At 66.2% G+C, this 24,451-nt stretch carries 23 protein-coding genes; 7 read left to right on the top strand and 16 right to left on the bottom strand.

Features of this window, described 5'->3' with window-relative positions; all coding sequences use genetic code 11:
- Positions 1 to 646 precede the first annotated feature (646 nt).
- Both ACFU4Z_RS34380 and ACFU4Z_RS34375 read left to right on the top strand, forming a co-directional pair.
- The gene (locus ACFU4Z_RS34380; protein ID WP_379071940.1) at positions 647 to 1,381 is read left to right on the top strand and encodes a response regulator transcription factor; all 735 of its coding nucleotides are present in this window, start codon (positions 647 to 649) and stop codon (positions 1,379 to 1,381) included.
- Between the two features lie 53 nt (positions 1,382 to 1,434).
- On the top strand, positions 1,435 to 2,880 hold the full coding sequence (locus ACFU4Z_RS34375; RefSeq protein WP_379072011.1) for a sensor histidine kinase: 1,446 nt from the start codon (positions 1,435 to 1,437) through the stop codon (positions 2,878 to 2,880).
- 282 nt (positions 2,881 to 3,162) lie between these two features.
- Here ACFU4Z_RS34375 and ACFU4Z_RS34370 read toward each other — a convergent pair whose 3' ends face one another.
- From ACFU4Z_RS34370 to ACFU4Z_RS34315, 12 genes are all read right to left on the bottom strand, one after another.
- Complete coding sequence (locus tag ACFU4Z_RS34370) at positions 3,163 to 3,651, bottom strand: h domain protein (RefSeq protein WP_379071937.1); 489 nt, start codon at positions 3,649 to 3,651, stop codon at positions 3,163 to 3,165.
- The gene (locus tag ACFU4Z_RS34365) at positions 3,648 to 4,466 is read right to left on the bottom strand and encodes a hypothetical protein (protein ID WP_379071934.1); all 819 of its coding nucleotides are present in this window, start codon (positions 4,464 to 4,466) and stop codon (positions 3,648 to 3,650) included. The genes ACFU4Z_RS34370 and ACFU4Z_RS34365 overlap by 4 nt, the downstream gene beginning before the upstream one ends.
- Positions 4,463 to 5,890 carry an MCE family protein gene (locus ACFU4Z_RS34360; RefSeq protein WP_379071930.1) on the bottom strand — a complete coding sequence of 476 codons (1,428 nt, stop codon included), beginning with the start codon at positions 5,888 to 5,890 and terminating at the stop codon, positions 4,463 to 4,465. Before ACFU4Z_RS34360 ends, ACFU4Z_RS34365 begins: the two co-directional genes overlap by 4 nt.
- Positions 5,887 to 7,137 carry an MCE family protein gene (locus ACFU4Z_RS34355; RefSeq protein ID WP_379071927.1) on the bottom strand — a complete coding sequence of 417 codons (1,251 nt, stop codon included), beginning with the start codon at positions 7,135 to 7,137 and terminating at the stop codon, positions 5,887 to 5,889. The genes ACFU4Z_RS34360 and ACFU4Z_RS34355 overlap by 4 nt, the downstream gene beginning before the upstream one ends.
- Positions 7,134 to 8,396 carry an MCE family protein gene (locus ACFU4Z_RS34350; RefSeq protein ID WP_379071924.1) on the bottom strand — a complete coding sequence of 421 codons (1,263 nt, stop codon included), beginning with the start codon at positions 8,394 to 8,396 and terminating at the stop codon, positions 7,134 to 7,136. Before ACFU4Z_RS34350 ends, ACFU4Z_RS34355 begins: the two co-directional genes overlap by 4 nt.
- A complete protein-coding gene (locus ACFU4Z_RS34345; RefSeq protein ID WP_379071921.1) occupies positions 8,393 to 9,457 on the bottom strand; it encodes an MCE family protein in 1,065 nt (354 codons plus the stop codon). The genes ACFU4Z_RS34350 and ACFU4Z_RS34345 overlap by 4 nt, the downstream gene beginning before the upstream one ends.
- Entirely contained in the window at positions 9,454 to 10,482 is a 1,029-nt protein-coding gene (locus ACFU4Z_RS34340) for an MCE family protein (RefSeq protein ID WP_379071918.1), read from the bottom strand. The genes ACFU4Z_RS34345 and ACFU4Z_RS34340 overlap by 4 nt, the downstream gene beginning before the upstream one ends.
- Positions 10,479 to 11,657: an MCE family protein gene (locus tag ACFU4Z_RS34335; protein ID WP_379072008.1), complete on the bottom strand. Its 1,179-nt coding sequence runs from the start codon at positions 11,655 to 11,657 to the stop codon at positions 10,479 to 10,481. The genes ACFU4Z_RS34340 and ACFU4Z_RS34335 overlap by 4 nt, the downstream gene beginning before the upstream one ends.
- A gap of 48 nt (positions 11,658 to 11,705) precedes the next feature.
- Positions 11,706 to 12,557, bottom strand: coding sequence for an MlaE family ABC transporter permease (locus tag ACFU4Z_RS34330; protein ID WP_379071915.1), 852 nt, complete (start codon positions 12,555 to 12,557; stop codon positions 11,706 to 11,708).
- A 4-nt stretch (positions 12,558 to 12,561) separates the two neighbouring features.
- Entirely contained in the window at positions 12,562 to 13,326 is a 765-nt protein-coding gene (locus ACFU4Z_RS34325) for an ABC transporter permease (protein ID WP_366530328.1), read from the bottom strand.
- 301 nt (positions 13,327 to 13,627) lie between these two features.
- On the bottom strand, positions 13,628 to 14,527 hold the full coding sequence (locus ACFU4Z_RS34320; RefSeq protein ID WP_379072005.1) for a 3-oxoacyl-ACP reductase: 900 nt from the start codon (positions 14,525 to 14,527) through the stop codon (positions 13,628 to 13,630).
- Between the two features lie 62 nt (positions 14,528 to 14,589).
- Positions 14,590 to 14,778, bottom strand: a complete 189-nt coding sequence (locus ACFU4Z_RS34315) for a ferredoxin (protein WP_328408708.1) — start codon at positions 14,776 to 14,778, stop codon at positions 14,590 to 14,592.
- A gap of 156 nt (positions 14,779 to 14,934) precedes the next feature.
- Here ACFU4Z_RS34315 and ACFU4Z_RS34310 point away from each other — a divergent pair, with 156 nt between their 5' ends.
- Positions 14,935 to 16,128 (top strand): acyl-CoA dehydrogenase family protein, encoded by a 1,194-nt coding sequence (locus tag ACFU4Z_RS34310; protein WP_379071911.1) that lies wholly within the window; start codon positions 14,935 to 14,937, stop codon positions 16,126 to 16,128.
- A gap of 31 nt (positions 16,129 to 16,159) precedes the next feature.
- Positions 16,160 to 17,269 carry an acyl-CoA dehydrogenase family protein gene (locus ACFU4Z_RS34305; protein ID WP_379071908.1) on the top strand — a complete coding sequence of 370 codons (1,110 nt, stop codon included), beginning with the start codon at positions 16,160 to 16,162 and terminating at the stop codon, positions 17,267 to 17,269.
- Between the two features lie 69 nt (positions 17,270 to 17,338).
- Here the strand turns inward: ACFU4Z_RS34305 and ACFU4Z_RS34300 are convergent, their stop codons facing one another.
- Positions 17,339 to 17,950: a TetR family transcriptional regulator gene (locus tag ACFU4Z_RS34300; RefSeq protein WP_379071905.1), complete on the bottom strand. Its 612-nt coding sequence runs from the start codon at positions 17,948 to 17,950 to the stop codon at positions 17,339 to 17,341.
- 100 nt (positions 17,951 to 18,050) lie between these two features.
- Between ACFU4Z_RS34300 and ACFU4Z_RS34295 the strand changes: the two genes are divergently transcribed.
- Complete coding sequence (locus tag ACFU4Z_RS34295; RefSeq protein ID WP_379071902.1) at positions 18,051 to 19,241, top strand: FAD-dependent oxidoreductase; 1,191 nt, start codon at positions 18,051 to 18,053, stop codon at positions 19,239 to 19,241.
- Between the two features lie 61 nt (positions 19,242 to 19,302).
- On the opposite strand, the gene ACFU4Z_RS34290 is transcribed toward ACFU4Z_RS34295, so the two are convergent.
- Positions 19,303 to 20,151, bottom strand: a complete 849-nt coding sequence (locus ACFU4Z_RS34290; protein ID WP_379071899.1) for a thioesterase family protein — start codon at positions 20,149 to 20,151, stop codon at positions 19,303 to 19,305.
- A gap of 112 nt (positions 20,152 to 20,263) precedes the next feature.
- A complete protein-coding gene (locus tag ACFU4Z_RS34285) occupies positions 20,264 to 21,913 on the bottom strand; it encodes an acyl-CoA synthetase (RefSeq protein WP_379072002.1) in 1,650 nt (549 codons plus the stop codon).
- Positions 21,914 to 21,974: 61 nt separating this feature from the next.
- Between ACFU4Z_RS34285 and ACFU4Z_RS34280 the strand changes: the two genes are divergently transcribed.
- Positions 21,975 to 22,757: a crotonase/enoyl-CoA hydratase family protein gene (locus ACFU4Z_RS34280; protein WP_379071895.1), complete on the top strand. Its 783-nt coding sequence runs from the start codon at positions 21,975 to 21,977 to the stop codon at positions 22,755 to 22,757.
- Positions 22,758 to 22,816: 59 nt separating this feature from the next.
- On the opposite strand, the gene ACFU4Z_RS34275 is transcribed toward ACFU4Z_RS34280, so the two are convergent.
- Positions 22,817 to 23,236, bottom strand: coding sequence for a VOC family protein (locus ACFU4Z_RS34275; protein ID WP_379071892.1), 420 nt, complete (start codon positions 23,234 to 23,236; stop codon positions 22,817 to 22,819).
- A 215-nt stretch (positions 23,237 to 23,451) separates the two neighbouring features.
- On the opposite strand from ACFU4Z_RS34275, the gene ACFU4Z_RS34270 reads away from it, so the two are divergent.
- Positions 23,452 to 24,450 carry a sigma-70 family RNA polymerase sigma factor gene (locus ACFU4Z_RS34270; RefSeq protein ID WP_379071889.1) on the top strand — a complete coding sequence of 333 codons (999 nt, stop codon included), beginning with the start codon at positions 23,452 to 23,454 and terminating at the stop codon, positions 24,448 to 24,450.
- Position 24,451 lies beyond the last annotated feature (1 nt).

Below are 24,451 nucleotides of genomic sequence, written 5' to 3'. Positions count from 1 at the left end.
CGCACTTGCCTACGCCGCCGCGGCCGGGCCCCCCGCTCGGAAGCGAGACGGGCCGCGAACTCTAGTGCTCGGTCTCGCTTCGCTCGGAAGACATCATCGTGCCCAGTGGGAGCGTCGGTAGCCGAGCTTGCGACTTTGGCGCGTTCGCCTCGGGCGCTTCTGGCACGGGCCGCGAACTCTAGTGCCGGATCTCACTTCGCTCGAAATGCGTCATCGTGCCCAGTGGAGCGTCGGTAGCGGAGCTTGCGACTTCAGTGGACGCGCCCCGGCGGCTGTAGAGGCGAGGACAGGTCGCGAACTCTAACGCTCGGGTTTCGCTTCGCTCGGAAGGCGTCATCGTGCCGGATGCGGCTGGGCTGCTCGAGAGGTGGGATGCGCCACGAACTGGCAACTCTGGATCTCGCGGAGAAAGCGTCACCGTGCCACGTGGGAGCGTTGGTAGCCGCTCTTGCGACTTCGGTGGATGCTTCGGTGCCGCGGAGGTGGGGCGGCCGCGAACTCTAGTGCTGGGTCTGCTGCGTGATGAAGGTGTCGTCGTGCCGCGTGGGGGGCGTCGGCAGGGAATGTCGCGACCTCGGTGGATACACACAGGAATCACCCAGGAAAGGTCCAGCGAGTTCCCAGGCGAGTGCCCGACGATGAAACAATGAGCGCGCCCGCGGAGAGCACACCGGAGGCCCGGGTCCTTGTGGTGGACGACGAGCCGATGATTGTGGAGTTGCTGTCGGTGAGTCTGCGCTACCAGGGCTTCGAGGTCGAGACCGCGGCTGACGGCGCGCAGGCGCTGGACAGGGCGCGCAGCTTCCGCCCGCAGGCGTTGATCGTCGATGTGATGATGCCCGGCATGGATGGGTTCGGGCTGCTGCGCAGGCTGCGCGCCGACGGCATCGACGCGCCGGTGCTGTTTCTCACCGCACGTGACGAAGTGCAGGACAAGGTCGCCGGACTCACTCTCGGCGCGGACGATTACATCACCAAGCCGTTCAGCCTGGAGGAGGTTGTCGCACGGCTGCGGGTGGTGCTGCGCCGGTCCGGTCACCATGCGCCGGTGCGGGAGAGTTCGCGCATTCGATTCGAGGACATCGAACTCGACGACGACACCCACGAGGTGTGGAAGGCGGGCGAGCCGGTTCCGTTGTCCCCCACCGAATTCACCTTGCTGCGCTACTTCATGGTGAATGCGGGCACCGTGCTGAGCAAGCCGCGCATTCTGGATCACGTGTGGCGCTACGACTTCGGGGGTGAGGTCGGTGTTGTGGAGACCTATGTGTCCTATCTGCGCAAGAAGGTCGATACGGGAAACGAGCGTCTGATCCACACGCTGCGGGGTGTCGGCTATGTGATGCGCGCGCCTAATCGCGCGCGACAGGCCGAGAAGTGACGAACACGCGCATTCGGAAAGTCCGCAGCAGGCTCGCACGGAGATGGTCGGCAATCCCGCTTCGGGTGACATTGGTGCTCGCCCTCGTTGTACTGGCCGGGCTCGGTCTGCTGGCTTCCGGAATGGTGGTCACCTCCGTATTGGAAGATTCGCTGATGCGCCGCACCGATCAGCAATTGCGGGACGCCTCGATGGCGTGGATGCGGCCACCACGGCCCGCACCACCCGGCGCACCGCATTTGCCGACCGTCTTCTACATCCGGTCCGAACCGACCGCGGGTAACGGCATCCGGCTCGAGACCCCGTTCAATGTGGAGGCCGAACCTGCGCTGCCGGATCCGCCGCCGTGGCGGACCGACCGCGATCCCCCGCCGGGGGTTATCGCCATCACCAAGCCCACCACGGTCGGCTCCAAGAACGGCGCGTCGGTTCAGTGGCGGGCCATCACCGTGCGAACACCGGACGCCACCACGACGGTGGCGCTGCCGCTCACCCAGAACATCGAGACCGTCCGCCACCTGATCATGCTTCAACTGATCGTCGGCGCGGCTGTCCTCGCCGCGCTCGCGGTGGCCGCCTACTTCGTGATCCGGCGCAGTCTGCGGCCGCTGCGCGGAGTCGAGAAGACCGCCGCCGCGATCGCCGCCGGGGATCTGACTCGCCGAGTTCCGGTGCGCGGCACCAATACCGAGGTCGATCGACTGTCGCAATCGCTCAACGGCATGCTCGCCCAAATTCAGAGCGCCTTCGCGGCGACCGAGGCGTCGGAGTCCGCGGCACGCCGCTCCGAGGCGAAGATGCGCCGCTTCGTCGCCGACGCGAGCCACGAACTGCGCACGCCGCTGACCACGATCCGCGGCTTCGCCGAGCTCTACCGCCAGGGCGCTACCACCGACCCGGCCCTGTTCATGAACCGGATCGAACGCGAGGCCCAACGCATGGGCCTGCTGGTCGAGGACCTACTGATGCTGGCCCGGCTCGACGCGCAGCGCCCCCTGGAGCAGGGTCCAGTGGATCTGCTCGCCGTCGCAAGCGATGCCGTGCACAACGCCCGGGCGATGGCGGCCGCCAACGGCTCGGACGGCCCGCATCGTTCCATCGAACTGGAAATACGTTCCGGTGAAGGCACATTGGAGGTGAACGGCGACGACGAGCGGCTGCGCCAGGTGCTGGCCAATCTGCTGAACAACGCACTCACCCACACCCCGCCGGACGCCTCGGTCAAGGTGCGTCTGACGCCCGAGCTGGACGAGATCCTGCTCGAAGTCGCCGACACCGGCCCCGGCCTGCCCACCGACGAGGCCGAGCGCATCTTCGAACGCTTCTACCGCACCGACAACTCCAGGACCCGCGCCAGCGGCGGCACCGGCCTCGGCCTATCGATAGTCCAAGCCCTGGTGGTCGCCCACGGCGGCACGGTTGCCGCCGACAGCGTGCCAGGATCGGGAACCACTTTCACCGTGCATCTTCCGCGATCGACGCGACGAGCGGGCGCGTAGGGCTTCCAGATCTCGTAATCGACTGTCAGACTTCGCAATTCGAATCGATTCGAGGCGATTCGAGGCGATTCGAGGCGATTCGAGGCGATTCGAGGCGAGAATTCTTGATATCGTGCGGAATGGCAGGTGCGGGCCATCCGCACGAGACCGATCGCTCTGTATCCACGCTTCGCCGCACTGATGCGGGCCTACAGCGCGCTGTTTCCGACCGCGGCCGACCGCGCCCTGCTCATGGCATCGTGAACTGCTGCCGGTGCACCGGCAGCGGGTCGGTGCACCAGCTCAGACAGGCGTGACCTGCGAAACCAGCCAGTGGTCGTCGCTGTTGTCCAGGGTGACCCGGACCCGGCTGCCGGTGGAGGTGCCCTGCGGCGATTCCTGACTGGTGGTGACCTGGTTGAGGAAGATCAGGACAACCGCATGCGAGTGATCGGCCGAAACCACGCCGCGCGCCTCGGTGGTCGCCTTGACGCTGAGCTGCTTCTCCTTGGCGCCCGGCGCGATGGCCTGTTTGATCAATTTCAGGTAGTCGTCGCGGAAGCTCGCCGAGAGCTGATCGGCCGCCTTCGGCAGCTCGGTGTCCACGGTCTTGTAGTCGTAGGTGAACATGGCCGATACCGTGCGGTCGGCCGCGTCGACCGCTTCGGTGCGCGACTGCTCCGACCGCCGATCATCCCAGTACCGATATCCGTTGATACCGGCCACGATTCCCGCGACGACCACGATCACAGCCGTCACGAGCAGCAGGATCTTGCCTTGTAGTCCACTCATCCCACGAACTCCACGTTGGACGCGGACAGCCCGGAACCGTTGCGAGTCACGGTGACCCGGAACCGGTAGAACCGCGTCTGCGGCTCGGCCTGACCCGCGTTGGTCAGTGTCTGTTTGGCGGCGACGAGGATCTTTGCCGAGCTCTCGTCGTCACTCTCGACCGCGGCCTCCACGATCTCGCCGTTGGAGACGACCTTGGCCTCCTTGACGATGTTGAGGAACGGGTCGACCCGGCCGTCGAATTCGGTCTTGAACTGGCCGGAGGCGACCGAAAGGATCCGGTCGATGTCCTCCTTGGCGGTATCGGCCCTGATGGTGGTGAGGTTGAGGATCGCCTGCCTGGCGGTCTGGCTGTATTCGGTGCGGCGGGCGTCGCGGTCGTCGACGGATTTCATCGCCATGACCGACCAGCCCGCGCCGATCACCGCGGCGACGGCCAGCAGTGCGCACGCGGCCGCGGCCAGGACGCGGGTGCGTCCTCCGCCTGCCTTCGTTTCCCCGGCCTGCCCGGAGTCGCCGGGCTCATCGGCATCCTTGGCGGTTTCCGCCGATGATGTGCCGAGGTCGACCCGGCTGCCCTCGGCAGGCTCGGCGTCCGGCACCGTCGATGCGGCCGACGTCGATGCGGCACCGGCAGTCGCGGTGTCCTCGGGTCCGGCCGCCGCGCCGAGCGCCGAGGCGCGAGCCGAGAAGCCCTTCGCGACCGCGGACATCGAGGCGGCGGACTCGCCCGACCCGGTCTCCTCGACCGGAGGCCCAGCCGAACGCACCGCGCGTCGCCGCGCGCGGTGAGTATCTTCGTTGATCTCACTCATCGTTGCTGCTCCTCAAGCATTGCCTGCCAGCTCGACGGTACCGTGCCCGATCCGTCCGGCCCGACGTCGCCTTGCCGGTAGGTGCGTCCGTCCGTACCGATGTACACGCCGGTGGCGGGGTCGTAGGGTTTGGCCGCCGTAGGCGTGCCGCCACCGTAGCTCGCGGGTGCGACCGGCACCGCCGCAGGCGCGACAGGCGCGCCGGCGGGAGCCACCGGCCGCGGCGGACCGAACGGCGGGTTGTCGCCTTCCGGCACGTACCCGGTACGGCACAGCTCCGGGGTCGGAGCGCGCACGCCCGGCACCTCCATGCACGGGGTGTTGCGGATGCCGCGCACCTCGATGGGTGAATCCTGCGGCACCTTGCAGTACAGGCCGGGCGGGGTGTCGATGGCGTCCAGCTCGCTGGGCGAGCGACGCTGATCCGGCGGCAGGAAGCCGGTGGTGCAAGCGGGCGGATCGTTGATAACGGCCATGAAGTCGACCAGCACGCCATATTCCAGCGGTCCGCGGATGATGGTCTCCAGTGCCGCGATCAGCGGCGGGAGAACCACCAGGAGTTGTTCCAGCCCAGCGTGATACGTGACGGCGACCTGTCCGGTGCTGACCAGATTCCGCAACACGATCGGCAGCGTGGGTCGCAGATCGTTGAACTGCGCGCTGACCCGCTGCAACGCGGCGGGACCGTTGCGCAGCAGATTGCGCAGCGCGGGATCGTGCGCGCGCAGTTGGTCGGTCACCGTCGCCAGATCACTTGTCCACGAACGGATCGCCGCATCGGACTGTGTTTGGGTGTCCAGCAGCGGCCCGATCTGATCCAGCAGCTTCTTGGTCGGTTCCGCGCTGTCCTGTGCCTCCTGCACCAGCAGGGCCGCCGAATCGATGAACCGCTGTAGATCGGGCCCCGCACCGTTGAAGGCCCGGAATGCCTCGTCGATGACTTGCCGCAGCCGGGTGTCGGCGACGCTGGACAGCAGCCGGTCGGTCTGGTCGAGCAGCGATCCCACATCCTGTGGCAGCTTGGTGCGCTCCACCGGAATCACCGAGCCGGCGGCCAGGTTTCCGCCCTTGGGCTGCTCGACGGGCACCAGATCGACGTACTGTTCACCGATCGCGGAAACGCTGCGGATCCAGGCGTCCACATCGGCCGGAATCTTGTAGTCGCTGTCGATGGACAGTTCGGCCTCGACACCGTCTTCGGTGAGCCGAACTTCCTTGACCACACCGACATTCGTGCCGCGATACGCGACGTTCGAGGTCTGGTAGAGGCCACCGGTCGCCTCGAGTTGAACGATCACGTCGTAACGTCCGATGCCGAACATCGCGGGCAATTGGACGTACATGCCGCCCATCACCACCAGGCCGATCACCGTGAGCACGGCGAAGATCGACAGCTGGATGCGGACGAATCGGGTGAGCGTCATCGTCCCGGACCCCCTTGTGGCGCAGTGGCTCCCGGCAATGGCACGGTGAGTCCTGGGATGGCGGGCAGCCCCGGGATCGGCGGTAGGCCGGGGATAGTCGGTGTGGGCCGGCCCTGAGCGGGCGGCGGTTGCAGCGGCCCGGTCGCCGGGTTCCCGCTCTGGGTGGCCGTGTCGGGCGCGAACCCGCCGAGCACACCTTCGACGCCGCCGAACCGGCCGCCGAGCGGTGTTCCGGTGAGCCAGTTGGTGTCCAGCCGTTTCCCGGTCAGATCCATGGTGATGTACAGGTTGAGGTAGTCGCCCTTGATCGCGTTGTTGAGGTTCTTCATCGGGAACGGGAACGTGGGCAAGATCTTGAGCGCCTCGATGAGGTTGTTGCCGGTGTCGGCGAGCGTCTGCACGACCGGCGCGAGGCTGCGCAGATTCGACTTCAGGTTCTCACCGCTCGCGGCGACGACCCGCCGGGTGACGTCGCTCAGTTCGCCGAGCGCGGTGATCGCATGGGTGATGTTCGCCGTGCGATCGGCGAGCACGGTGAGCGCGGGATGGATCTGCTCGATGCCGGTGGCCAGCACCTCGCGCTGCTGGACGAGTTCCCCGCCGAAGCGATCCAATCCGCTCATCGCCCTGATGATGTCGTTGCGCTGCGCGTCGAGATTGGTGGTGAGTTCGGCCAGTTGCGGCAGCAGGTCACGGATGTCGTTCTCGCGACCGTGCAACGCGGAGTTGAGCTCGCGGGTGATCGTCTCCAACTGTGCGATGCCGCCGCCGTTGAGCACCACCGACAGCGACGAAAGCACCTGCTCCGTGGTCGGGTAGATCCCCGCGCGGTCCAGCGGAATGAGATCCCCGGCGCGCAGTTGCCCCTGCGGCGCGACATCGGTCGGCGGGGCCAGCTCGAGATGATTACTGCCGAGCAAGCTGGTCTGACCGATCTTCGCGACCGCGTTGGCCGGGAGCTTCACCTCAGGATCGAGCGAAACGGTGACCAGCGCATGCCAGCCCTCCACCTCGATCTTGGTCACCGTCCCGACCGCGACGTCATCGACGCGAACCGGTGAATTCCTGGTCAGCGTGGTGACATTCGGCATCTGGATGCGCACCTCGTAGGAGCCTTTCCCGGTCCCCTGGGTGCCGGGCATCGGCAGCGAATTCAGGCCGTCCCACTGGCAGCCGGAGACGCCGAGCGTCACCGCGATGCCAATGGCGAGGGCACCTATCCTGCGCATCGAACGCGGTCGCGTCATCGCCCTCCTCCCGGAATAGCCAGTCCCTCTAGCCCATTCGGCACTGTTACCGGCGCCGGCTGCGGTGCCGTCGATGGCGCCCGCGCCGCCAGGCTCGGTGGGCTGTACACCAGCTGGTTCGGGAACGCGGTCACGCTGGAGGCCGGATTCAGCAGTATCGGCGCGTAATTCATGGCCAGCGAGCTGATCACGGGTGCGATGTATTGGGCACACAGATCGGCGGAGCGGGCGGAATCATTGGCCTCCAGCGCCCGGACCGATCCACACAGGAAGCTGAGCGGATCCGCCGTGTTGTTCAGCGCCACGGCGCCGGTGACCGTGCCGGTCGCGGGCTTGTAGATCTGATAGAAGTTCACCAGCGCCGTCGGTCCCGAGTGCAGCACCCTTTCCAATTCCGGCTGCTTGTCCACCAGTATCTGCGTGACGTCGGCCAGCCGCTGCACGCCCTCGGTGAGTTCGGTGCCGCTGCCCTCCAGGAATCGCTTCACATCCGCGAGGGCCGTGTCCAGATTGTCGAGTCCGGCGCCGAGATCCGCGGAGACGCCGGCCAGCACCGAGGACACCGAGGCGAGCCTCCCGCCGAATTGCACGATCTGTTCGTTGCTCGACGACAGCACCTCGACGAACTTCTGCAGATTACGGATGGTGCCGAAAAGGTCGGTGCGGCCATCGGACAGCGTGCTCAAGGTCGACGACAGCTCCCGCAACGTGTCGCGCAGCTTCTGGCCGTTGCCGTCCAAATTATCGGCGGCAGTGTTGATGAAGCGCCCGAACGAACCCTGCGTGTCGTTGCCCACCGGGCCGAGAGTCGTTGCCAGCTTGGACAGCTCGGCCTTGATGTCGTCCCACTCGACGGGGACCGCGGTGCGATCGAGCCCGATCTCCGCACCGTCGCGCAGCTTCGGTCCACCGATGTAGGCGGGTGCGAGCTGAATGAACCTGGCCGACACCAACGACGGCGAAATGATCACCGCGCGCGCGTCGGCGGGGATGTCGATCCCGCGATCGATGGTCACCCGCACCTGCACCCGGTCACGGCCGGGCTCGATCGCATCGATGCGGCCGACCTTGACGCCGAGTACCCGCACATCGTCGCCCGCGTACAAACCCGTCGTGGAGGGGAAGTACGCGGTGATCGTGGTCTTCCCGATTCGGGTGATACCGCTGTACACACCGGCCGCCAGCAGGGCGGCGACGAGCACTCCCGCGACAACCAGCACCCAGCGCGGCAGCTTCCGAACCTTGGTCAGCATGCTCATCGCGGCGGCTCCTGGACTGCGGGCCCGATCGACGGTCCCGGGTTCGTGAAGATATTGCGCAGGTCCTCCGGGAGATGCTCCGGCCATACCAGGGCGTCGACGAGTGGCTGCAGTTCGGTGCTCGACGCGTTCACCACGTAGGCGTTGAACCAGGGACCGTTGCCGACCTGTTCGCCGAGCGCCGCCGAGTACGGTCCGAGTCCGTCGAGCGCCTCGCTGATGTTCTGCTTGTTGCGCTGCAGCAGCGCGAGCACCGAATTCAACTTGTCCAGCGCCGGTTTCAGCTGCGCCTCGTTATCGGCGACAAGTCCGGACAGCTGCTTGGACACACCGTTCACGTACACGATCAGCTGCGCGATCGCGCCGCGACGCCGATCCAGCTCACCGAGCAGGTCATTGCCATCCAGGAGCAGCGCATTGATCTGGTTGCTCCGGTCGGCGAGGATCTTCGTGACGTTCTGCGCACGGGCCAGCAGCTCCGACAGCGCCTGATCGCGGGCATTGATGCTGCGCGACAACGCGGTCACGCCGTCCAATGCGGAACGCAGCGGTGCGGGAGTGTCGGCGAAGGCGTCCGACAGTGCGTCGAGGGTCTTGTCGACCTGATCCATATCCAGCCCCTGCACCGTGCGACCGAGATCGCCGAGCGCGTCGTTGAGCGAATACGGAGAGGTGGTGCGTTCCAACGGAATCGTGTCGTCGGTACGCAACGCTCCGGAACCTTCCGGTGTCACCTCGAGCGACTTGCGGCCGAGCACCGTGTTCGTCTTGACCGCGGCAGCGGTCTTCTGTCCCAGCACGATCGACTCGTCGAGGGTGAACCGGACAAGCACCTTGGCCCCGTCCAGATGGACATCCTCTACCCGGCCCGAGCGCACCCCGGCGACCTGCACCGGGTCGCCGGGCACCAAACCACCCGCGTCGGCGAAGTACGCCGTGAAGGTGGCGCCACCGCGGATGAACGGCAGCCGGTCGAATTGCAGCGCCGACAGTGCCACCGCGATCGCGACGACAAGGCCGACGACGCCGATGGTGACGGCTGGTGATCGCTTCTCGTTCATTTGTTCGGCGCACACCTTCCGGTCGTCTGCTCCCCGGGCAGGTTGACCTCTATCACCTGGCCATTGGGGCCATCCACGAGCATGTTCGTGCCGCAGATGTACAGCTGCAGGAAGGAGCCGTAGGCGCCGATGCGGATCAGCTGCTTGTAGGTGGCAGGCAGGCGTTCGAGCACCCACTGCACGGTGTCGGAGCCACCGTCGAGATTGGTGGCCAGGCGCCCGGTCTGCTCGATGGTGGCGCGCAGGTCCGGCCGCGCCTGACCGAGCAGATCGGTGAGATCGCGCGTGGCTCCGGCGATCCGGGGCAGTGCGTCACCGATCGGGTCCCGCTGGGCGGCCAAACCACTGACCAGGCGCTGCAATTCTTCGAGCGTGGTGGCGAACTGGTCACCACGCTCGTCGATGGTCTGCAACACCGTATTCAGATTGTTGATCACACTGCCGATCAGCTCGTCACGGTCGGCGAGGGTCTTGGCGAACGAGCCGCCGCTGTTCAGCAGCTGCACCAGCGTGCCGCCCTGGCCCTGGAAGATCTGCAGCAGCGCATTGGTCAGATCGTTGACCTGCCCGGGATCGAGGCCACGGATCAGCGGCTTGAAGCCACCCAGCAGCATGTCCAAGTCCAGCGCAGGCGCGGTCTGCTCCTTGCCGATGGTGGCGCCGTCGGGGAGCACCCGCGGCGAACCGGGCCCCTCGAGCAATTCCATATACCGGTCGCCGACCAGGTTTTCGTACTTGATCGTCGCGCGCGTGCTCGCGAGTAACCGGTACTTGCGGTCGACATCGAATTCGACGTGCGCCAGATGGTCCTTGCCCACCTTGATCGAGGTGACCGAGCCGACCGGCACACCGGCGATGCGCACCTTCGAGCCGGGCAGCATCCCCGACGAGCTGGTGAACACCGCGTGGTATCCGTACTCCCTCGCGAAACGGATCTGGCTGAAGACGACCACGAGCCCGGCGAAGACCAGCGTCATCACCAGGGTGAAGATGGCCAATTTGATTGCTGTTCCGGTGTTTTTCACGGCTTGGCCACCCCCGGCAGACCGGCGAACAACAGCTGGAACACCTTGGGCGCTTCGTTCAATCGCGGCGATCCCGTGTTCGGCTGGTACACCGTGCCCTGGCTGGTATCGGTGACGACATAGTCGGCGTGGCTGCCGGGTACGCGGTTCACGACGCCGTTGCAGTGCGGACCGCCGGTGGCGTTCACCTTCGGCAGATCATCCGGATAGGTATACGGCTTGGCGCCGAACATGAAGTTGGTGTTCATCCCGATTCCGGGCTTTATGCCGCCGAACATGGCCTCGGCCGTCGGCATCAGCGGCCCGATGCCATTGATGACGCAGCCGAGCGCGGGCGCGTACTCCCACAGCAGACTGGACGTCGGCCGCAGTAGATCCAGCGTGGTGGCGAGGTTATTCTCGTTCTCCCGCAACACCGAGCCGGTGGTGTCGGCCAGGCCGATGAGGTTCACCAGCACGTTGTCCAGGCTGCTCTGCTCGTCGACGAAGGTATTGCTCGTCGTAGTGAGGTTGTCCACGGTGCGCAGGAGGTCGGGAACGGTGTCGGCGTAGAGCTCGGTGACATCGGCCGTCTTGATCAGGTCCTGTTGCAGGGTGGGCAGATACGGGTTGATGTCCTTCAGGTACGCGTCGCTGCGTGTGAGCAGCTCACCCAGCTTCTGCCCCCGTCCCTGCAGCGCGGTGCCGAGCGCGGTCATCGTCGCGTTCAGTTTCTCCGGCTCGATCTTGCCGAGCAGGTCCGACAGATGCTGGAACAAGGTGTTGAACTCGACGGTCACCGCGGCGGCGGTCACGGTCGCGCCGGGCTGCAGCGACGTCGACGCGGGCTGCTGCGGCACGGTGAAGTTGATGTACTTCGCGCCGAATACGGTGGTGGAACGGATGTCTACGCCCGCGTTCGACGGAACCAGTTTCAGCAGTTCGGGATCCAGCGCGAGCTTCAGCTTCGCACCGTCGCCGATCTGGTCGATCGCCGAAACGCGGCCGATCTCCACCCCGCGCACCTTCACCTTGGCGTCGGGGTCCAGGACAAGGCCGCTGCGCGGTGCGTCGACCGTGACCGTGACCGTCTTCGTGAAGCCGCCGACGAACATGATCATTGCGACGGCGGCGATGGCGACCAGGGTGAGCACCATCGCGGCGCCCGCCAGTTTCAGGCCGAGCCCACCGCGCATGGCTGCTGCCAGGCCGCGTTCTGCTTGCTTCGATTGCGCCATACCGCTTTACCCGGAGAGATGGAAGTTGCCGGAGGTGCCGTAGATGGCCAGCGAGATCAGCAGTGTCACCGTGACCACCGCGACCAACGAGGCCCGCACCGCATTGCCTACCGCGATTCCCACACCGACCGGCCCGCCCGCGGCGTGAAAGCCGTAGTAGGTGTGAATCATCATGACCGCCAGGGCCATGAAGATCGCTTGCGCGAACGACCAGAGGATGTCGCTGGGAATCAGGAACGTCGAGAAGTAGTGGTCGTACACGCCGGCGGACTGTCCGTAGATGACCACCGTCGCGAACCGGCTCGCGATGAACGAACAGATGACCGCCAGCGCGTACAGCGGCACGATCGCGATCATCCCGGCCAGCACTCTGGTGCCGACCAGGTAGGGCACCGGCCGGATCGCCATCGACTCCAGCGCGTCGATTTCCTCGGCCACCCGCATCGCGCCCAGCTGCGCGGTCGAGCCCGCGCCGATGGTTGCGGCGAGGCCGATGCCCGAAATCACCGGCGCCGCAATGCGTACGTTGATGAATGCCGCGAAGAATCCGGTCAGCGCTTCGACGCCGATATTGCCCAGCGAGCTGTAACCCTGAACGGCAATGGTGCCGCCGGTGAACAGGGTGAGAAATCCGACGATGACAACGGTGCCGCCGATAACAGCCAAAGCACCTGTGCCCATGCTGATCTCGGCGATCAATCGGATCGTTTCGGTCCGGTAGTGCACCAGCGCACGCGGGATGGATCCCAGCGTCTGCGCATAGAACACCGCGTGCTTGCCCATCGAATCGAGCGAGCCGGAAACTCGACGCACTCGCCGCACAGTGCGCGGAAACCGGGATTCGATCACGAATGCCATGTGATCACCGCGCCGAGAACTTGATACCGACGGCGGTGACCACGACATTCACCACGAACAGGGCCATAAAGGCGAAGACTACGGTCTGATTCACCGCATCACCGACACTCTTGGGACCACCTTTGACATTAAGGCCCAGATAACACGCCACCAACCCGGCGATCAGTCCGAACAAGCCGGCCTTCACCTCGGAGATGATCAGTTCGGGCAGATGGGTGAGCAGCGTGATGCCGTTGACGAAAGCGCCGGGGTTCACATCTTGCAGCAGCACCGAGAACAGAAAGCCGCCGACGATGCCGATGGTGCAGACCAGGCTGTTGAGCATCAGTGCGACGAAGGTCGAGGCCAGCACTCGCGGCACCACCAGCCGTTGGACCGGATCGATGCCGAGCACGCGCATCGCGTCGATCTCTTCGCGGATCGTCCGGGCACCGAGGTCGGCGCAGATCGCGGTGGCGCCTGCGCCTGCCACGATGAGCACGGTGACGATCGGTCCCACCTGGGTGACCGCGCCGAATGCCGCACCGGCGCCGCTGAGGTCGGCGGCGCCGATCTCGCGAAGCAGGATGTTCAGCGTAAAGCTGACCAGCACGGTAAACGGGATCGCGACGAGCAGCGTCGGAACGATCGAGACGCGGGCGATGAACCAGGCTTGATCAATGAATTCGCGCCCCTGGAAAGGGCGTCGAATGCTTGCGCGGGCGACATCGGCGACAAGTTCGAAAAATCCGCCCACCGCACGCAACGGCACAGCGAGGACCTCGTTCATTCGCGATCCTCCTTGCTCATCCTGCTTGCACAGCTCACAGCGTGATGCCCCCTCGAGGCGTCGTTGCCTCAACGATTAGAACATGTTCATTTTGTCGTAGGAAGCTTTTCGCCAACTTTGAACTGCACTTCTCTTAGACGCGGGGATTTCAATTTGAAACGTGTGTCAGAAATGCATGGCCTGGGCCTTGTGAGCCGTGGCACACCTTTGACTCCCATGTCTACCAAGCGCCGGACCGGTGATCAACAGTTGGTCACATGATCAGCACGTCGACCGATGGCACCCGCCATCAGCGAACGGATCAGCCGAGATCGAGTAAAGAAGATGCCGAAAATGTACGACCTTCCGCCCGATCGGCGAAGTACCCGCCGAGCGTGGCGGCCAAATCGTTCGCTGACCATTGATCACCCGCCGCGTCGAATCGCCGCTCGACCGTCGGCGCCGCCATGAGCGCGACCATCGGCCCGTACACCACGAAGACCTGCCCATTCACCGCGTCGGCGGCGGGCGAGGCGAGGTAGGCGACCAGTCTTGCCACATGTTCCGGCGCGAGCGGATCGACGCCGCCCTCGGGCGCCGCGCTGAACACGGCCTCGGTCATCGCGGTCCGCGCCCGGGGGCAGATGGCATTGGCGCGCACGCCGAAGCGGGAGAGGCCGCGTGCGGCGGACAACGTCAGCGCGGTGATGCCCGCCTTCGCGGCGCCGTAATTGGCCTGCCCCTCCGGCCCGAGCAGTCCCGCCTCGGACGAGGTGTTGACGAGCCTGCCGTAGATCGGCGCGCCCGCTTCCTTGGACTTGGCGCGCCAGTAGGCTCCCGCATTGCGGGACAACAGGAAATGGCCGCGCAGATGCACCGCGATCACCGCGTCGAAGTCCTCGTCGGACATGTTGAACAGCATCCGGTCGCGGGTGATGCCCGCATTGTTGACCACGATGTCGACGCCGCCGAACGCCTCGTCCGCGGTGCGAATGAGCGCATCGGCCGTCGAGCGCTCGGCGATGCTGCCCGCGACGAACTCCGCCTTGGCGCCGAGCGCCCTGATCTCGGCGAGGGTGTCGGCGACAGCATCCGACTCCGACAGGTCGTTGACCACTACCGACGCGCCCGCGGCAGCCAGCGCGAGCGCCTCGGCCCGGCCCAGCCCCGCGCCGGACCCGGTCACGATCGCCACCCGCCCCGCGAGGTCTGTGTTGCCCATCACTTCTTCATCGATCACGGGGCCGACTCTAGAACGTGTTCCTATCTAGAGCAAGGACCGGGTCACTCCAATCGCAGCGCGGCCTTCGGGCACTGCGCCACGGCATCCTCTACATCGGCGAGCCGATCCGCCGGAACCTCGGCCGCCACGATGTGCAGCACGTCCTCGTCATCGAGTTCGAAGACGTCGGGGGCGATTCCGACACAGATTCCGTTCGCCTCGCACTGGTCCAGATCGACACTGACCTTCATGGCAACTCCTTTGACAAGACTGTGATCCAAGCCTAACAACCCGAGCTGACGGCGCGCGCCGCCATCGACCGGATTCACCCTCAATACTGGAACATGTTTCAGTTCATATGCAATGATCGGTTGAACCCAATCGAACGAAGGCATGAGGTATTTGCCATGCGCATTGCGTACACGCCGCAGCAGGAAGAGCTCCGCGCGGAGCTGCGCGACTACTTCGCGCGGCTGATCACCCCGGAGCGCCGTGCGGCGCTGAGCTCGCAGACCGGCGAGTACGGGCAGGGCAACGTGTACCGCGAGGTCGTGCAGGAGATGGGCCGCGACGGCTGGCTGACCCTGGCCTGGCCGAAGGAGTTCGGCGGCCAGGACCGGCCGACGATGGACCAGCTGATCTTCACCGACGAGGCGGCCATCGCGGGCGCGCCGGTGCCGTTCCTGACCATCAACTCGGTCGCGCCGACGATCATGCACTACGGCAGCGAGGAGCAGAAGAAGTTCTTCCTGCCCAAGATCGCGGCCGGCGAACTGCACTTCGCCATCGGCTACTCCGAGCCGGGCGCGGGCACCGACCTGGCCAGCCTGCGCACTTCCGCGGTGCGCGACGGCGACGACTATGTGATCAACGGTCAGAAGATGTGGACCAGCCTGATCGCCTATGCCGATTACATCTGGCTCGCTGTGCGCACCGACCCGACCGCCAAGAAGCACAAGGGCATCAGCATGCTCATCGTGCCGACCACGGCCGAGGGCTTCTCCTGGACACCGGTGCACACCATGGCGGGCCCGGATACCAGCGCCACCTATTACCAGGACGTCCGCGTTCCAGCGAGCTCGCTGGTCGGCCAGGAGAACGGCGGCTGGTCGCTGATCACCAACCAGCTCAACCACGAGCGGGTGGCACTCACCTCGGCGGGACCACTCGGCCTCGCGCTGAGCCAGACCGTGGAGTGGGCGCGCAACACCAAGTCGGCCGACGGCCAGCGGGTGATCGACAAGGAGTGGGTGCAGCTCAACCTCGCCAGGGTGCACGCCAAAGTCGAGTACCTGAAGCTGATGAACTGGGAGATCGCCAGTCGCGCCGATGCGGGCGGCGACGCCGCGCCGCGCCCGTGGGACGCCTCCACCTGCAAGGTGTACGGCACCGAACTGGCCACCGAGGCCTACCGGCTACTGATGGAGATCCTCGGCCCGCAGGCCTACCTGCGCCAGGACTCCCCCGGCTCGGTGCTGCGCGGGCGGCTGGAGCGGATGCACCGGGCCGCGCTGATCCTCACCTTCGGCGGCGGCACCAATGAGGTCCAGCGCGACATCATCGCCATGACCGCCCTCAAGCAGCCGGCCTCGGCGCGCTGACGCGAGACTGTACGAAAGTAGGTAGATCGCCATGGATTTCACCCCGACCGAGGCCCAGCTCGATCTCGCCCGGCTGACCGGCGAGGTGTGCGGCAAGCTGGTCACCGCCGACCGGCTGCGCGAACTCGACAAGACCGCCGTGCGTTTCGACGAACCACTGTGGGCCTCGCTGGCCGAGACCGGCGTGCTCGCGGCGGCGCTGCCGGAGGCCGTCGGCGGCAACGACTTCGGCCCGCTGGAACAGAGCGCCATCCTGCGTGAGCTCGGCAAGTACGTGGCCGCGGTGCCGTACCTGTGGTCGATTGTGCTCGGCGCGGGCGCGCTTGCCGCGTTCGGCACCGAGGCGCAACGCGAGTGGGCCACCCAGGCCGGTGCGGGCAGCGTGATTCTCACGACCGCACTCGCCGAAGAGCAGAACTGGGAGCCCGCCAAGCCGACAACCACCGCGACCGAAGCCGACGGCGACTGGCGCGTGACCGGCGCCAAACTGGCGGTGCCCTTCGCCGCCCAGGCGACCAGAATCCTGGTCCCCGCCACGGTTTCCGGCCGCACCGCGGTGTTCCTGGTCGACCCGTCGGATGCCTCGATTCAGGTGACCGCTCAGCAGGTGACCGACCTGAGCGCGGAGTACTCGCTCGAATTCACCGACACCCCCGCCGAATTGGTCGGCACGCTCGACAACGGCGCCGAGATCCTGGACTGGCTGTTGACCAGGGCTTGGCTCGGCCTGAGCTCCCAGCAGTTGGGCACCGTCGAGCGCGCGCTGGAGCTCGTCGCCGACTATGCCCGCGAGCGTGAACAATTCGGCAAGGCGGTCGGCAGCTTCCAGGCTGTCGCCCAGCGCCTCGCCGACGGCTACATCGACGTGCAGGGCCTGCGCCTGGCCGTCACCCAGGCCACTTGGCAGCTGTCGGAGAATCTGCCGAGCGCCGAGGCGGTGCACACCGCGAAGTTCTGGGCCGCCGATGCGGGCCACCGCGTGGCCCACACCGTCGTGCACGTGCACGGCGGCGTCGGCATCGACCGCGACCACATCGTGCACAACTACTTCACCGCCGCCAAGCACAACGAATTCGCCCTCGGCGCGGCCACCGACCACCTTCGCGCCATCGGCACCCTCCTCGCGGAAACTCCTGCCTGACCCAGGAATTCCGCACCCGAATCGGCCCGCCGTCCTGCCACGGCGGGCCGATTGCCGTTTCGGGCCGCGCTAGCTCGCGCGACCGCCTGCCGCCGCACCGATCGGGGTCGAGGTCAGATACCGCTGCAGCGTCGGTGCGATATCCACGATGATCTGCTCCCGCGAAAGCCCGACCACCGGCGGCAGCCGCAGCACGTAGCGGCACAGGGCAAGCCCGAGCAGCTGGGTCACGATCAATCCGCCGCGACGCTGCGCATCGGCGGGGTCGCCGAAGCGAAGCACGGCAGGCAACACCTGGTCCGCGAAGACTTGCCGGAAGCGTTCGCTCACCGCTTCGTCGGCGATGGAGGACCGCAGCAGAATCAGCAGGACCTTGTTGTCAGGCTGGTCCTCCCAGATCGCCAGAAAGCGGCGGACCAGCAACTCGCCCACAGCCTCCGCCTCCACGGCCGCCAGATCGGGCAGATTCAGTTCGACATCGACCGCGGCGGCGAACAGACCGTCCTTGCTGCCGAAGTACCGCATCACCATGGACGGATCGATCGCCGCGTCGGCCGCGATGGCGCGAATGGTCGCCTTGCGAAAGCCCTCCGCGGCGAATCGGGCGCGGGCAGCTTCGAGGATCGCCGCCCGGGTGGTATCGGAGCGGCGCGCGGGCTGTTGATCTGGCACGACGGTCATGCCAACAAGTGTATGCCAACAAGTGTTGACTTACACGGGCGGCTGAGTCTACCGTTAAGCCAACAAGTGTTGGCCTACAGATGTTGACCTAGGAGTTCTGATGAGCGCCACCCCGAGCAACGAGCTGCCGGACACCACCTCCGTAGTGATCGTCGGAGCCGGGCCCGCCGGACTGACCGCCGCGATCACCCTGGCCGACGCCGGTGTCGACTTCGTACTACTGGACCGGCTGGCCGAGGGCGCCAACACCTCGCGCGCCGCGGTGGTGCACGCACGGACCCTGGAGGTCCTGCGGGAGCTCGACATCGCCGAGGAACTCATCGCCCGCGGCATCGTGGTGCCGACCTTCACCGTGCACGACGGCGGCCGCACGCTGGCCACTGTGGGCTTCGACGGACTGCCCACGCAGTACCCCTACACCCTCATGGTTCCGCAGGACACCACCGAGAAGGTGCTGCTGGACCGGTTGCGCAAGGCGGGCGGCGAGCCGCGCCGACCGTACCAGGTCACCAGGATCGCCGACGAAAACAACGGCGTCACGGTGGATTACGTCGATGGCACCGGCGCACCGGGGACCATCAGGGCCGACTACGTGATCGGCGCCGACGGCATGCACAGCGTCGTCAGGGAGCAGGTGGGCATCGGGTTCACCGGCGACACCTACCCCGCCTCGTTCGTGCTCGCCGATGTCAAGATGGACTGGCCGATCGCGCGAAACGAAGTGGCGCTGCACCTTTCACCCGAGGGCGTCACCGTCGTCGCGCCACTGCCCGACGACGCCGAACCGAACCGCTACCGGGTCGTCGCCACCCTCGACGAAGCCCCCGAACACCCGGACGCCGCCGATATCCAGTCGATCCTCGACACCCGCGGCCCCGGTGGCGCGGTGAAAGTCCGTGAGGTGCTGTGGAGCTCGCGCTTCCGGGTGCACCACCGCGTCGCCGACCGCTACCGGGCAGGCCGCGTGCTGCTCGCCGGCGACGCCGCGCATGTGCACAGCCCGGCGGGCGGACAGGGTATGAACACCGGCATCCAGGACGCGGCCTTCCTCGGCCCGCTGCTCGTTCGAGTCATCCAAGGCGAGCCGGACGCCGTCCTGGACGCCTACGAAACCACTCGGCGCCCGGTGGCACTCGGCGTCCTCGCCTTCACCGACCGGATGACCAAGATGGGCACCCTGCGCCCGCGGTCCGCCCGGCTGCTCCGCAATACCGTCATGTCGCTCGCGACCCGCATCCCCTCGGTCCGCTACAAGCTGGCCTTCCAACTCGCCGAACTCGCCAACCGCTGAGTCGCCGAGACCGAAAAGATCGGCCCGCCAGGACAACCGGCGGGCCGATCTGCCGGAATTCCTACTGGATGCCTGCTCGCGCCGCGAATACGGAGCCGTCGGCGAAGTCGACCTGCCGATCGGCGTTCGACAGCGCGGTCACCATGCAGGTCCCGAACGACCCGGAGCGATCGAACAGGGTCGCAGTGCCGACTGCGATCCCGTCGGCACTGATGTGACTGTCGGCCTCCAACCCGATCTCCGGCCCGAGAGCGGGCCGCGCCAGCGCGAGCGTCAGATCGGTGTTGATGAACCCGATCCCCGCGCTGCCCCAGTTGGTCATCATGCTCGTCGCCTCGCCGATCATCGCGGCGCCGGCGAACGCCGAAGGCGCCTCCCCCTCGACCACCGACATCGGCACCTGCCAGGTGCGCTTGCGCCCGCCGTTCTGATGCTCGCCGATCCGCGACGACCAGCCGTCGGCTCGACCGTCGCTGTTCCACAGCGGCGGGGTCGGTCCGTCGGCGATCGGCACCTCGGGCGGCCGCGGACCGTCGGCCCTGGTCCAGACCTCTCCCGGCGGCTGCACCGACCGTTTCAAGAAGATCGCCGTCGCGCGGGCCACATCCGCGCCGTCCTGCATCAGCGCGGCATCGGCCACCCGGATCCGCTTCCCCTCCCTGACCAACTCGGTCACCACGGTCACCGGCTTGTTCAGCGTCGGGCGGAACAGGTCGACCGTCAACCGGGCGGGCGTGAACTCGGCAGAACAATGCTGCAGTTCTAGCGCTCTGGCCAGGAGGCCGCAGATCGCGGGCCCGTTGATCATCGTCGACGACCAGGCGCTGACAGCGAACGGCAAGGGCTCGAAGCCGTGTCCGTTCGCGGCGAAAAACGCATAGGGCGTTGCCAATTCGATCTCCTGTTCCACCGCTCGCGACTGCTGGCAGGTCGCTCGAACCAACACCGCAGGCGACTGCTGAAAACGGCGAGGGCCGCCGCATGTCACGGCAGCCCTCGCAGGTATCAGTCGCCCCTACTTCCTACTTGCCGCTCGCCTCGAGGTGGTCATCGGCCGGGCGGACCTCGGTCTGCTCCTTGGCCCAGCGGTAATCCGGCTTGCCCGCGGGCGAGCGCTTGATCTCGTCGACGAACCACAGGCTGCGCGGCTGCTTGTAGGGCGCGATCTCGGTGGTGAGCATGGGGCGCAGCTCTTCCAGTGACGGGCGGTTGTCGCCGCGGCATTGCACAACAGCGACGACCCGCTGACCCCACCGCTCGTCCTCGACGCCGACCACCAGCGCGTCGAAGATCTCCGGGTGCGATTTGAGCGCGCCTTCGACCTCTTCCGGGTAGATCTTCTCGCCACCGCTGTTGATGCTCACCGAACCGCGACCGAGCATCGTCACGGTGCCGTCCTCCTCGACCCGCGCGTAGTCGCCGGGGATCGAGTAGCGAACGCCGTTGATCTCCTTGAAGGTTGCCGCCGTCTTCGCTTCGTCCTTGTAGTAGCCGAGCGGAATGTGACCCTTGCGGGCGAGAATGCCGACCACACCCGAACCCGGCTCCACCGGATTGCCGTCCTCGCCGAGCACCACGGTGGACGCGTCGATCTTCACGCGGGGCCCACCGGTGTGCGTGGCGCCCTTGGTGACGATGGACAGTCCACCGAAACCGGTCTCCGAAGAGCCGATGGAGTCCGAGAGCATCCGGTTCGGCAGCAGCTCGAGGAATTGGTCCTTGAGGGCCGGTGAGAACAGCGCCGCACTGCTCGCCATCACATAGAGCGTCGAAAGGTCATAGGATTTACCGGTTTCCGGGTTGCCCTCGATCAGCGCGTCGAGCATCGGCCGTGCCATCGCGTCACCGGTGATGAAGATGAGGTTGATGCCATGGCGGTCGATGTGCTGCCACACGCCGTGCCCGCTGAACTCGGGGATCATCACGGCCTTGCCGCCGCCGAACAGGCTGTGGAAGGTCGCCCATTGTGAGCCGCCGTGGATCATCGGCGGAATCGGGAAGCGCACCATCTGCGGGTTGGCCGCGCCGACCTTGGCCAATTCCCATTCGTCGTCGACATATTCACCGGTGACGAAGTTGATGCCCGCGCCGAGCACCCGCCATACATCCTCCTGCCGCCACATCACGCCCTTGGGCAGGCCGGTGGTGCCGCCGGTGTAGAGCATGTAGAGGTCGTCCGGGGAGCGATCGCCGAAATCGCGCTCGCCGGAGGACTGCTCGAGCACCGTCTCGTATTCCACCGAATCCGCTGCGGTGGGGATCGTGCCGGTCGTATCGTCGTCGACGACGATGACCGTCTTCAGCAGCGGAGTATTCGGGCGGACACCGGCCACCCTGTCGCTGAAGCGGCGCTCGTGGATCAGCGCGACCATGTCCGAGTTGTCGAAGATGTGCTGCAACTCGTTCTCGACGTATCGGTAGTTCACGTTGATCATCACGGCGCGAGCCTTGAAGATCGCGACCATGGCCTGGACGGCCTCGATCGTGTTGCGCGAGTAGATGCCCACCTTGTCACCCGGTTGGACACCCTGTTCCAGCAGGTAGTTGGCCAGTTTGTTGGCCCGCTCCTCCAGCTGCGCGTAAGTCACCTCACGGCCGTCGTCGGCCAGCGCTACGCGGTCGGGCATGAGATCGATGGCGTGTTCGACCAGGTCGGCTATGTTGTAGCTCACAAACCTAAAAATAGAACGTGTTACTGTTTCTGACAAGGCTTGAAAGTCAGGAGAATCACCAATGCCAGATTGCCTCGTCGAGAAGCGCGATCACGTCCTCATCGTCACCATGAATCGTCCCGAGGCCCGCAACGCGCTGTCGGGCGAGATGATGGCGATCATGCGCGACGCCTGGGATCAGGTGGACAGTGATCCCGACATCCGGGTCGCGATCCTGACCGGCGCGGGCGGCGCGTTCTGCGCGGGCGCGGATCTGAAGGCGATGACGACCCAGCACCCGGGCGACTCTTTCAAGGGTGGCGGCTGGGATCTGTCGAAGATCGAGGCGCTGCTCAAGGGCAGGCGGCTCACCAAGCCGCTGATCGCGGCGGTCGAGGGTCCCGCCATCGCGGGCGGCACCGAGATCCTGCAGGGCACCGATATCCGGGTGGCCGGCGAAAGCGCGAAATTCGGTGTGTCCGAGGCGCGTTGGGGCCTGTTCCCGCTCGGCGGCTCGGCGGTGCGGCTGGTGCGCCAGATTCCCTACACCGTGGCCGCGGACATCCTGCTCACCGGTCGGCACGTCACCGCGGCCGAAGCCAAGGAAATCGGCCTGATCGGGCATGTGGTGCCGGACGGCACCGCGCTGGACAAGGCGCTCGAACTGGCCGCGCAGATCGCGGCCAACGGCCCGCTCGCGGTCCAGGCCATCCTGCGCACCATCCGCGACACCGAGGGCATGCACGAGGAAGAGGCCTTCAAGATTGATGCCGAGCTCGGCACGGCGGTCTTCAAGTCGGCCGACGCCAAGGAGGGCCCGAAGGCCTTCGCGGAAAAGCGCAAGCCCACGTTCACCGGCAGCTGAAAGAGCGAAAACACGCGACCCCCTGCGCATTCCGCGCCGGGGGTCGCTTGCGTTGTGGCTCAGTTGCCGCCCGGGTAGTCCATCCAGAACGGCTCCCACTGATGGCCGTCGGGGTCGATGAAGGTGCGGCCGTGCATGCCGACCTGCGCCTCCTGCGCGCGCTTGTCCTCGTTGACCTCCTCGGTGGCACCGGCGCCCAGTGCCGCGGCGGTGAGCGCGTCGACCTCTTCGGCGCTGGACAGCGCCAGCGCGTACGCGGCGCCGATGGTCGAGACGGTGTCCGACAGCGGGCGGCTGCTGAAGGTCGGGAAGAAGTCCTTGGTCAGCAGCATCAGGCAGATGTTGTCGTCGACCACGATGCAGGCGGCGTTCTCATCGGTGAAGTCCTGGTTCACCTTCCAGCCGAGAGCCTCGTAGAAGTTCTTCGACCGGCCCAGATCGGCGGCGGGTAGGTTGATGAAGATCATCTTGCTGCTCATGTTCGGCGTCCTTTTCCTCGGTCCATGCGTGAGCCGTTTTTTCGGTTCACCAGTAGAGACGGGCCGTCGGCCGAGAACTCATCGCTGCCGGGAGCGGTGCGGCCCGTCACCGGCGTCGACGTGGCTCCGCAACCGTGATGATGATCTTGATTCGGCAGGCAGACGACGTTTATAGGGTCTGTGATGTGTCGGTGGGCTATGGCAGGGTGACTTCCATGACCGACTTGTCCGGCAATACCGCCGGCCTCGCCCCCGATGTGCTCTCCTCGTTCGAGGGGCACCGGCGGGAGCTGTGCGCATACGCCTACCGAATGCTCGGCTCGTCCTTCGAGGCGGAAGACGCGGTGCAGGAGACCTTCACCCGCGCATGGAAGTCCTACGACTCGTTCGAAGGGCGCGCCAGTCTACGGTCCTGGCTGTACCGAATCGCCACCAATGTCTGCCTGGACATGATCGACGGTCCGCAGCGCCGCGCCCGGCCGATGGATCTGTCGGGGCCGTCGCGGCCGGACACCCCGCTGCCCATGCCACAACCGGACTACGTCTGGATCGAACCGATCCCCAATGCCCTCGCCTTCGGGTCGGACCCGGCCGAGCACGCGAGCGTGAAGGAAACGCTACGGCTGGCGTTCGTCGCCGCCTGCCAGCATCTGCCCGCCACCCAGCGCGCCATCCTGATCATGCGTGAGGTACTGCGCTTCTCGGCCAGCGAGACCGCCGAGGCCCTCACCATGTCGCCCGCGTCGGTGAACAGCGCGCTGCAGCGCGCACGGGCGACCATGTCGAAGGTGCAGCCCACGACCACCGACACCTACGACGAGACCGACGAGGACCAGCGCAAACTGGTCGACGACTTCGTCAAGGCGTTCGAGGCCTACGACATGGACACGCTGACCACCCTGCTGAAAGCGGATGTCGCACTGTCGATGCCCCCGATCGAGCTGTGGATCTCCGGCCCGGAGAACGTGGCCGCGTTCATGCTCGGCACCGGCCAGGCCTGCCGCGATTCCCGGCTGGTTCGCCTCGACGGCGCCAACGGTCTCCCCGCGTTCGGCCACTACAAGCCGAGCGAGGAGCCCGGCGTCTGGGTTCCGTGGTCGATCACCGTCCTGGAACTCGACGGCGCCGCCGTCGCCGGTCTCAACTTCTTCCTCGACACCGAAAAGCTGTTCCCCCTCTTCGGCCTCCCCCAGGAACTACGCGAAGAAATCTGAC

Origin of the sequence: Nocardia sp. NPDC057440 (assembly GCF_042802915.1) — a bacterium.
Lineage (GTDB): Bacteria > Actinomycetota > Actinomycetes > Mycobacteriales > Mycobacteriaceae > Nocardia.
Note: the sequence above shows the minus strand (reverse complement) of the source record. Positions and strands in the feature narration are given on the sequence as shown.

Coding starts and splice junctions, on each gene's coding strand:
- ACFU4Z_RS34315 (WP_328408708.1), bottom strand. CDS start 14,778: ATGAAGGTCAGTGTCGATCTGGACCAGTGCGAGGCGAACGGAATCTGT.
- ACFU4Z_RS34380 (WP_379071940.1), top strand. CDS start 647: ATGAGCGCGCCCGCGGAGAGCACACCGGAGGCCCGGGTCCTTGTGGTG.
- ACFU4Z_RS34330 (WP_379071915.1), bottom strand. CDS start 12,557: ATGGCATTCGTGATCGAATCCCGGTTTCCGCGCACTGTGCGGCGAGTG.
- ACFU4Z_RS34310 (WP_379071911.1), top strand. CDS start 14,935: ATGCGCATTGCGTACACGCCGCAGCAGGAAGAGCTCCGCGCGGAGCTG.
- ACFU4Z_RS34280 (WP_379071895.1), top strand. CDS start 21,975: ATGCCAGATTGCCTCGTCGAGAAGCGCGATCACGTCCTCATCGTCACC.
- ACFU4Z_RS34360 (WP_379071930.1), bottom strand. CDS start 5,890: ATGACGCTCACCCGATTCGTCCGCATCCAGCTGTCGATCTTCGCCGTG.
- ACFU4Z_RS34350 (WP_379071924.1), bottom strand. CDS start 8,396: ATGAGCATGCTGACCAAGGTTCGGAAGCTGCCGCGCTGGGTGCTGGTT.
- ACFU4Z_RS34270 (WP_379071889.1), top strand. CDS start 23,452: ATGACCGACTTGTCCGGCAATACCGCCGGCCTCGCCCCCGATGTGCTC.
- ACFU4Z_RS34335 (WP_379072008.1), bottom strand. CDS start 11,657: ATGCGCGGTGGGCTCGGCCTGAAACTGGCGGGCGCCGCGATGGTGCTC.
- ACFU4Z_RS34370 (WP_379071937.1), bottom strand. CDS start 3,651: ATGAGTGGACTACAAGGCAAGATCCTGCTGCTCGTGACGGCTGTGATC.
- ACFU4Z_RS34320 (WP_379072005.1), bottom strand. CDS start 14,527: ATGGGCAACACAGACCTCGCGGGGCGGGTGGCGATCGTGACCGGGTCC.
- ACFU4Z_RS34345 (WP_379071921.1), bottom strand. CDS start 9,457: ATGAACGAGAAGCGATCACCAGCCGTCACCATCGGCGTCGTCGGCCTT.
- ACFU4Z_RS34275 (WP_379071892.1), bottom strand. CDS start 23,236: ATGAGCAGCAAGATGATCTTCATCAACCTACCCGCCGCCGATCTGGGC.
- ACFU4Z_RS34355 (WP_379071927.1), bottom strand. CDS start 7,137: ATGACGCGACCGCGTTCGATGCGCAGGATAGGTGCCCTCGCCATTGGC.
- ACFU4Z_RS34300 (WP_379071905.1), bottom strand. CDS start 17,950: ATGACCGTCGTGCCAGATCAACAGCCCGCGCGCCGCTCCGATACCACC.
- ACFU4Z_RS34325 (WP_366530328.1), bottom strand. CDS start 13,326: ATGAACGAGGTCCTCGCTGTGCCGTTGCGTGCGGTGGGCGGATTTTTC.
- ACFU4Z_RS34295 (WP_379071902.1), top strand. CDS start 18,051: ATGAGCGCCACCCCGAGCAACGAGCTGCCGGACACCACCTCCGTAGTG.
- ACFU4Z_RS34305 (WP_379071908.1), top strand. CDS start 16,160: ATGGATTTCACCCCGACCGAGGCCCAGCTCGATCTCGCCCGGCTGACC.
- ACFU4Z_RS34365 (WP_379071934.1), bottom strand. CDS start 4,466: ATGAGTGAGATCAACGAAGATACTCACCGCGCGCGGCGACGCGCGGTG.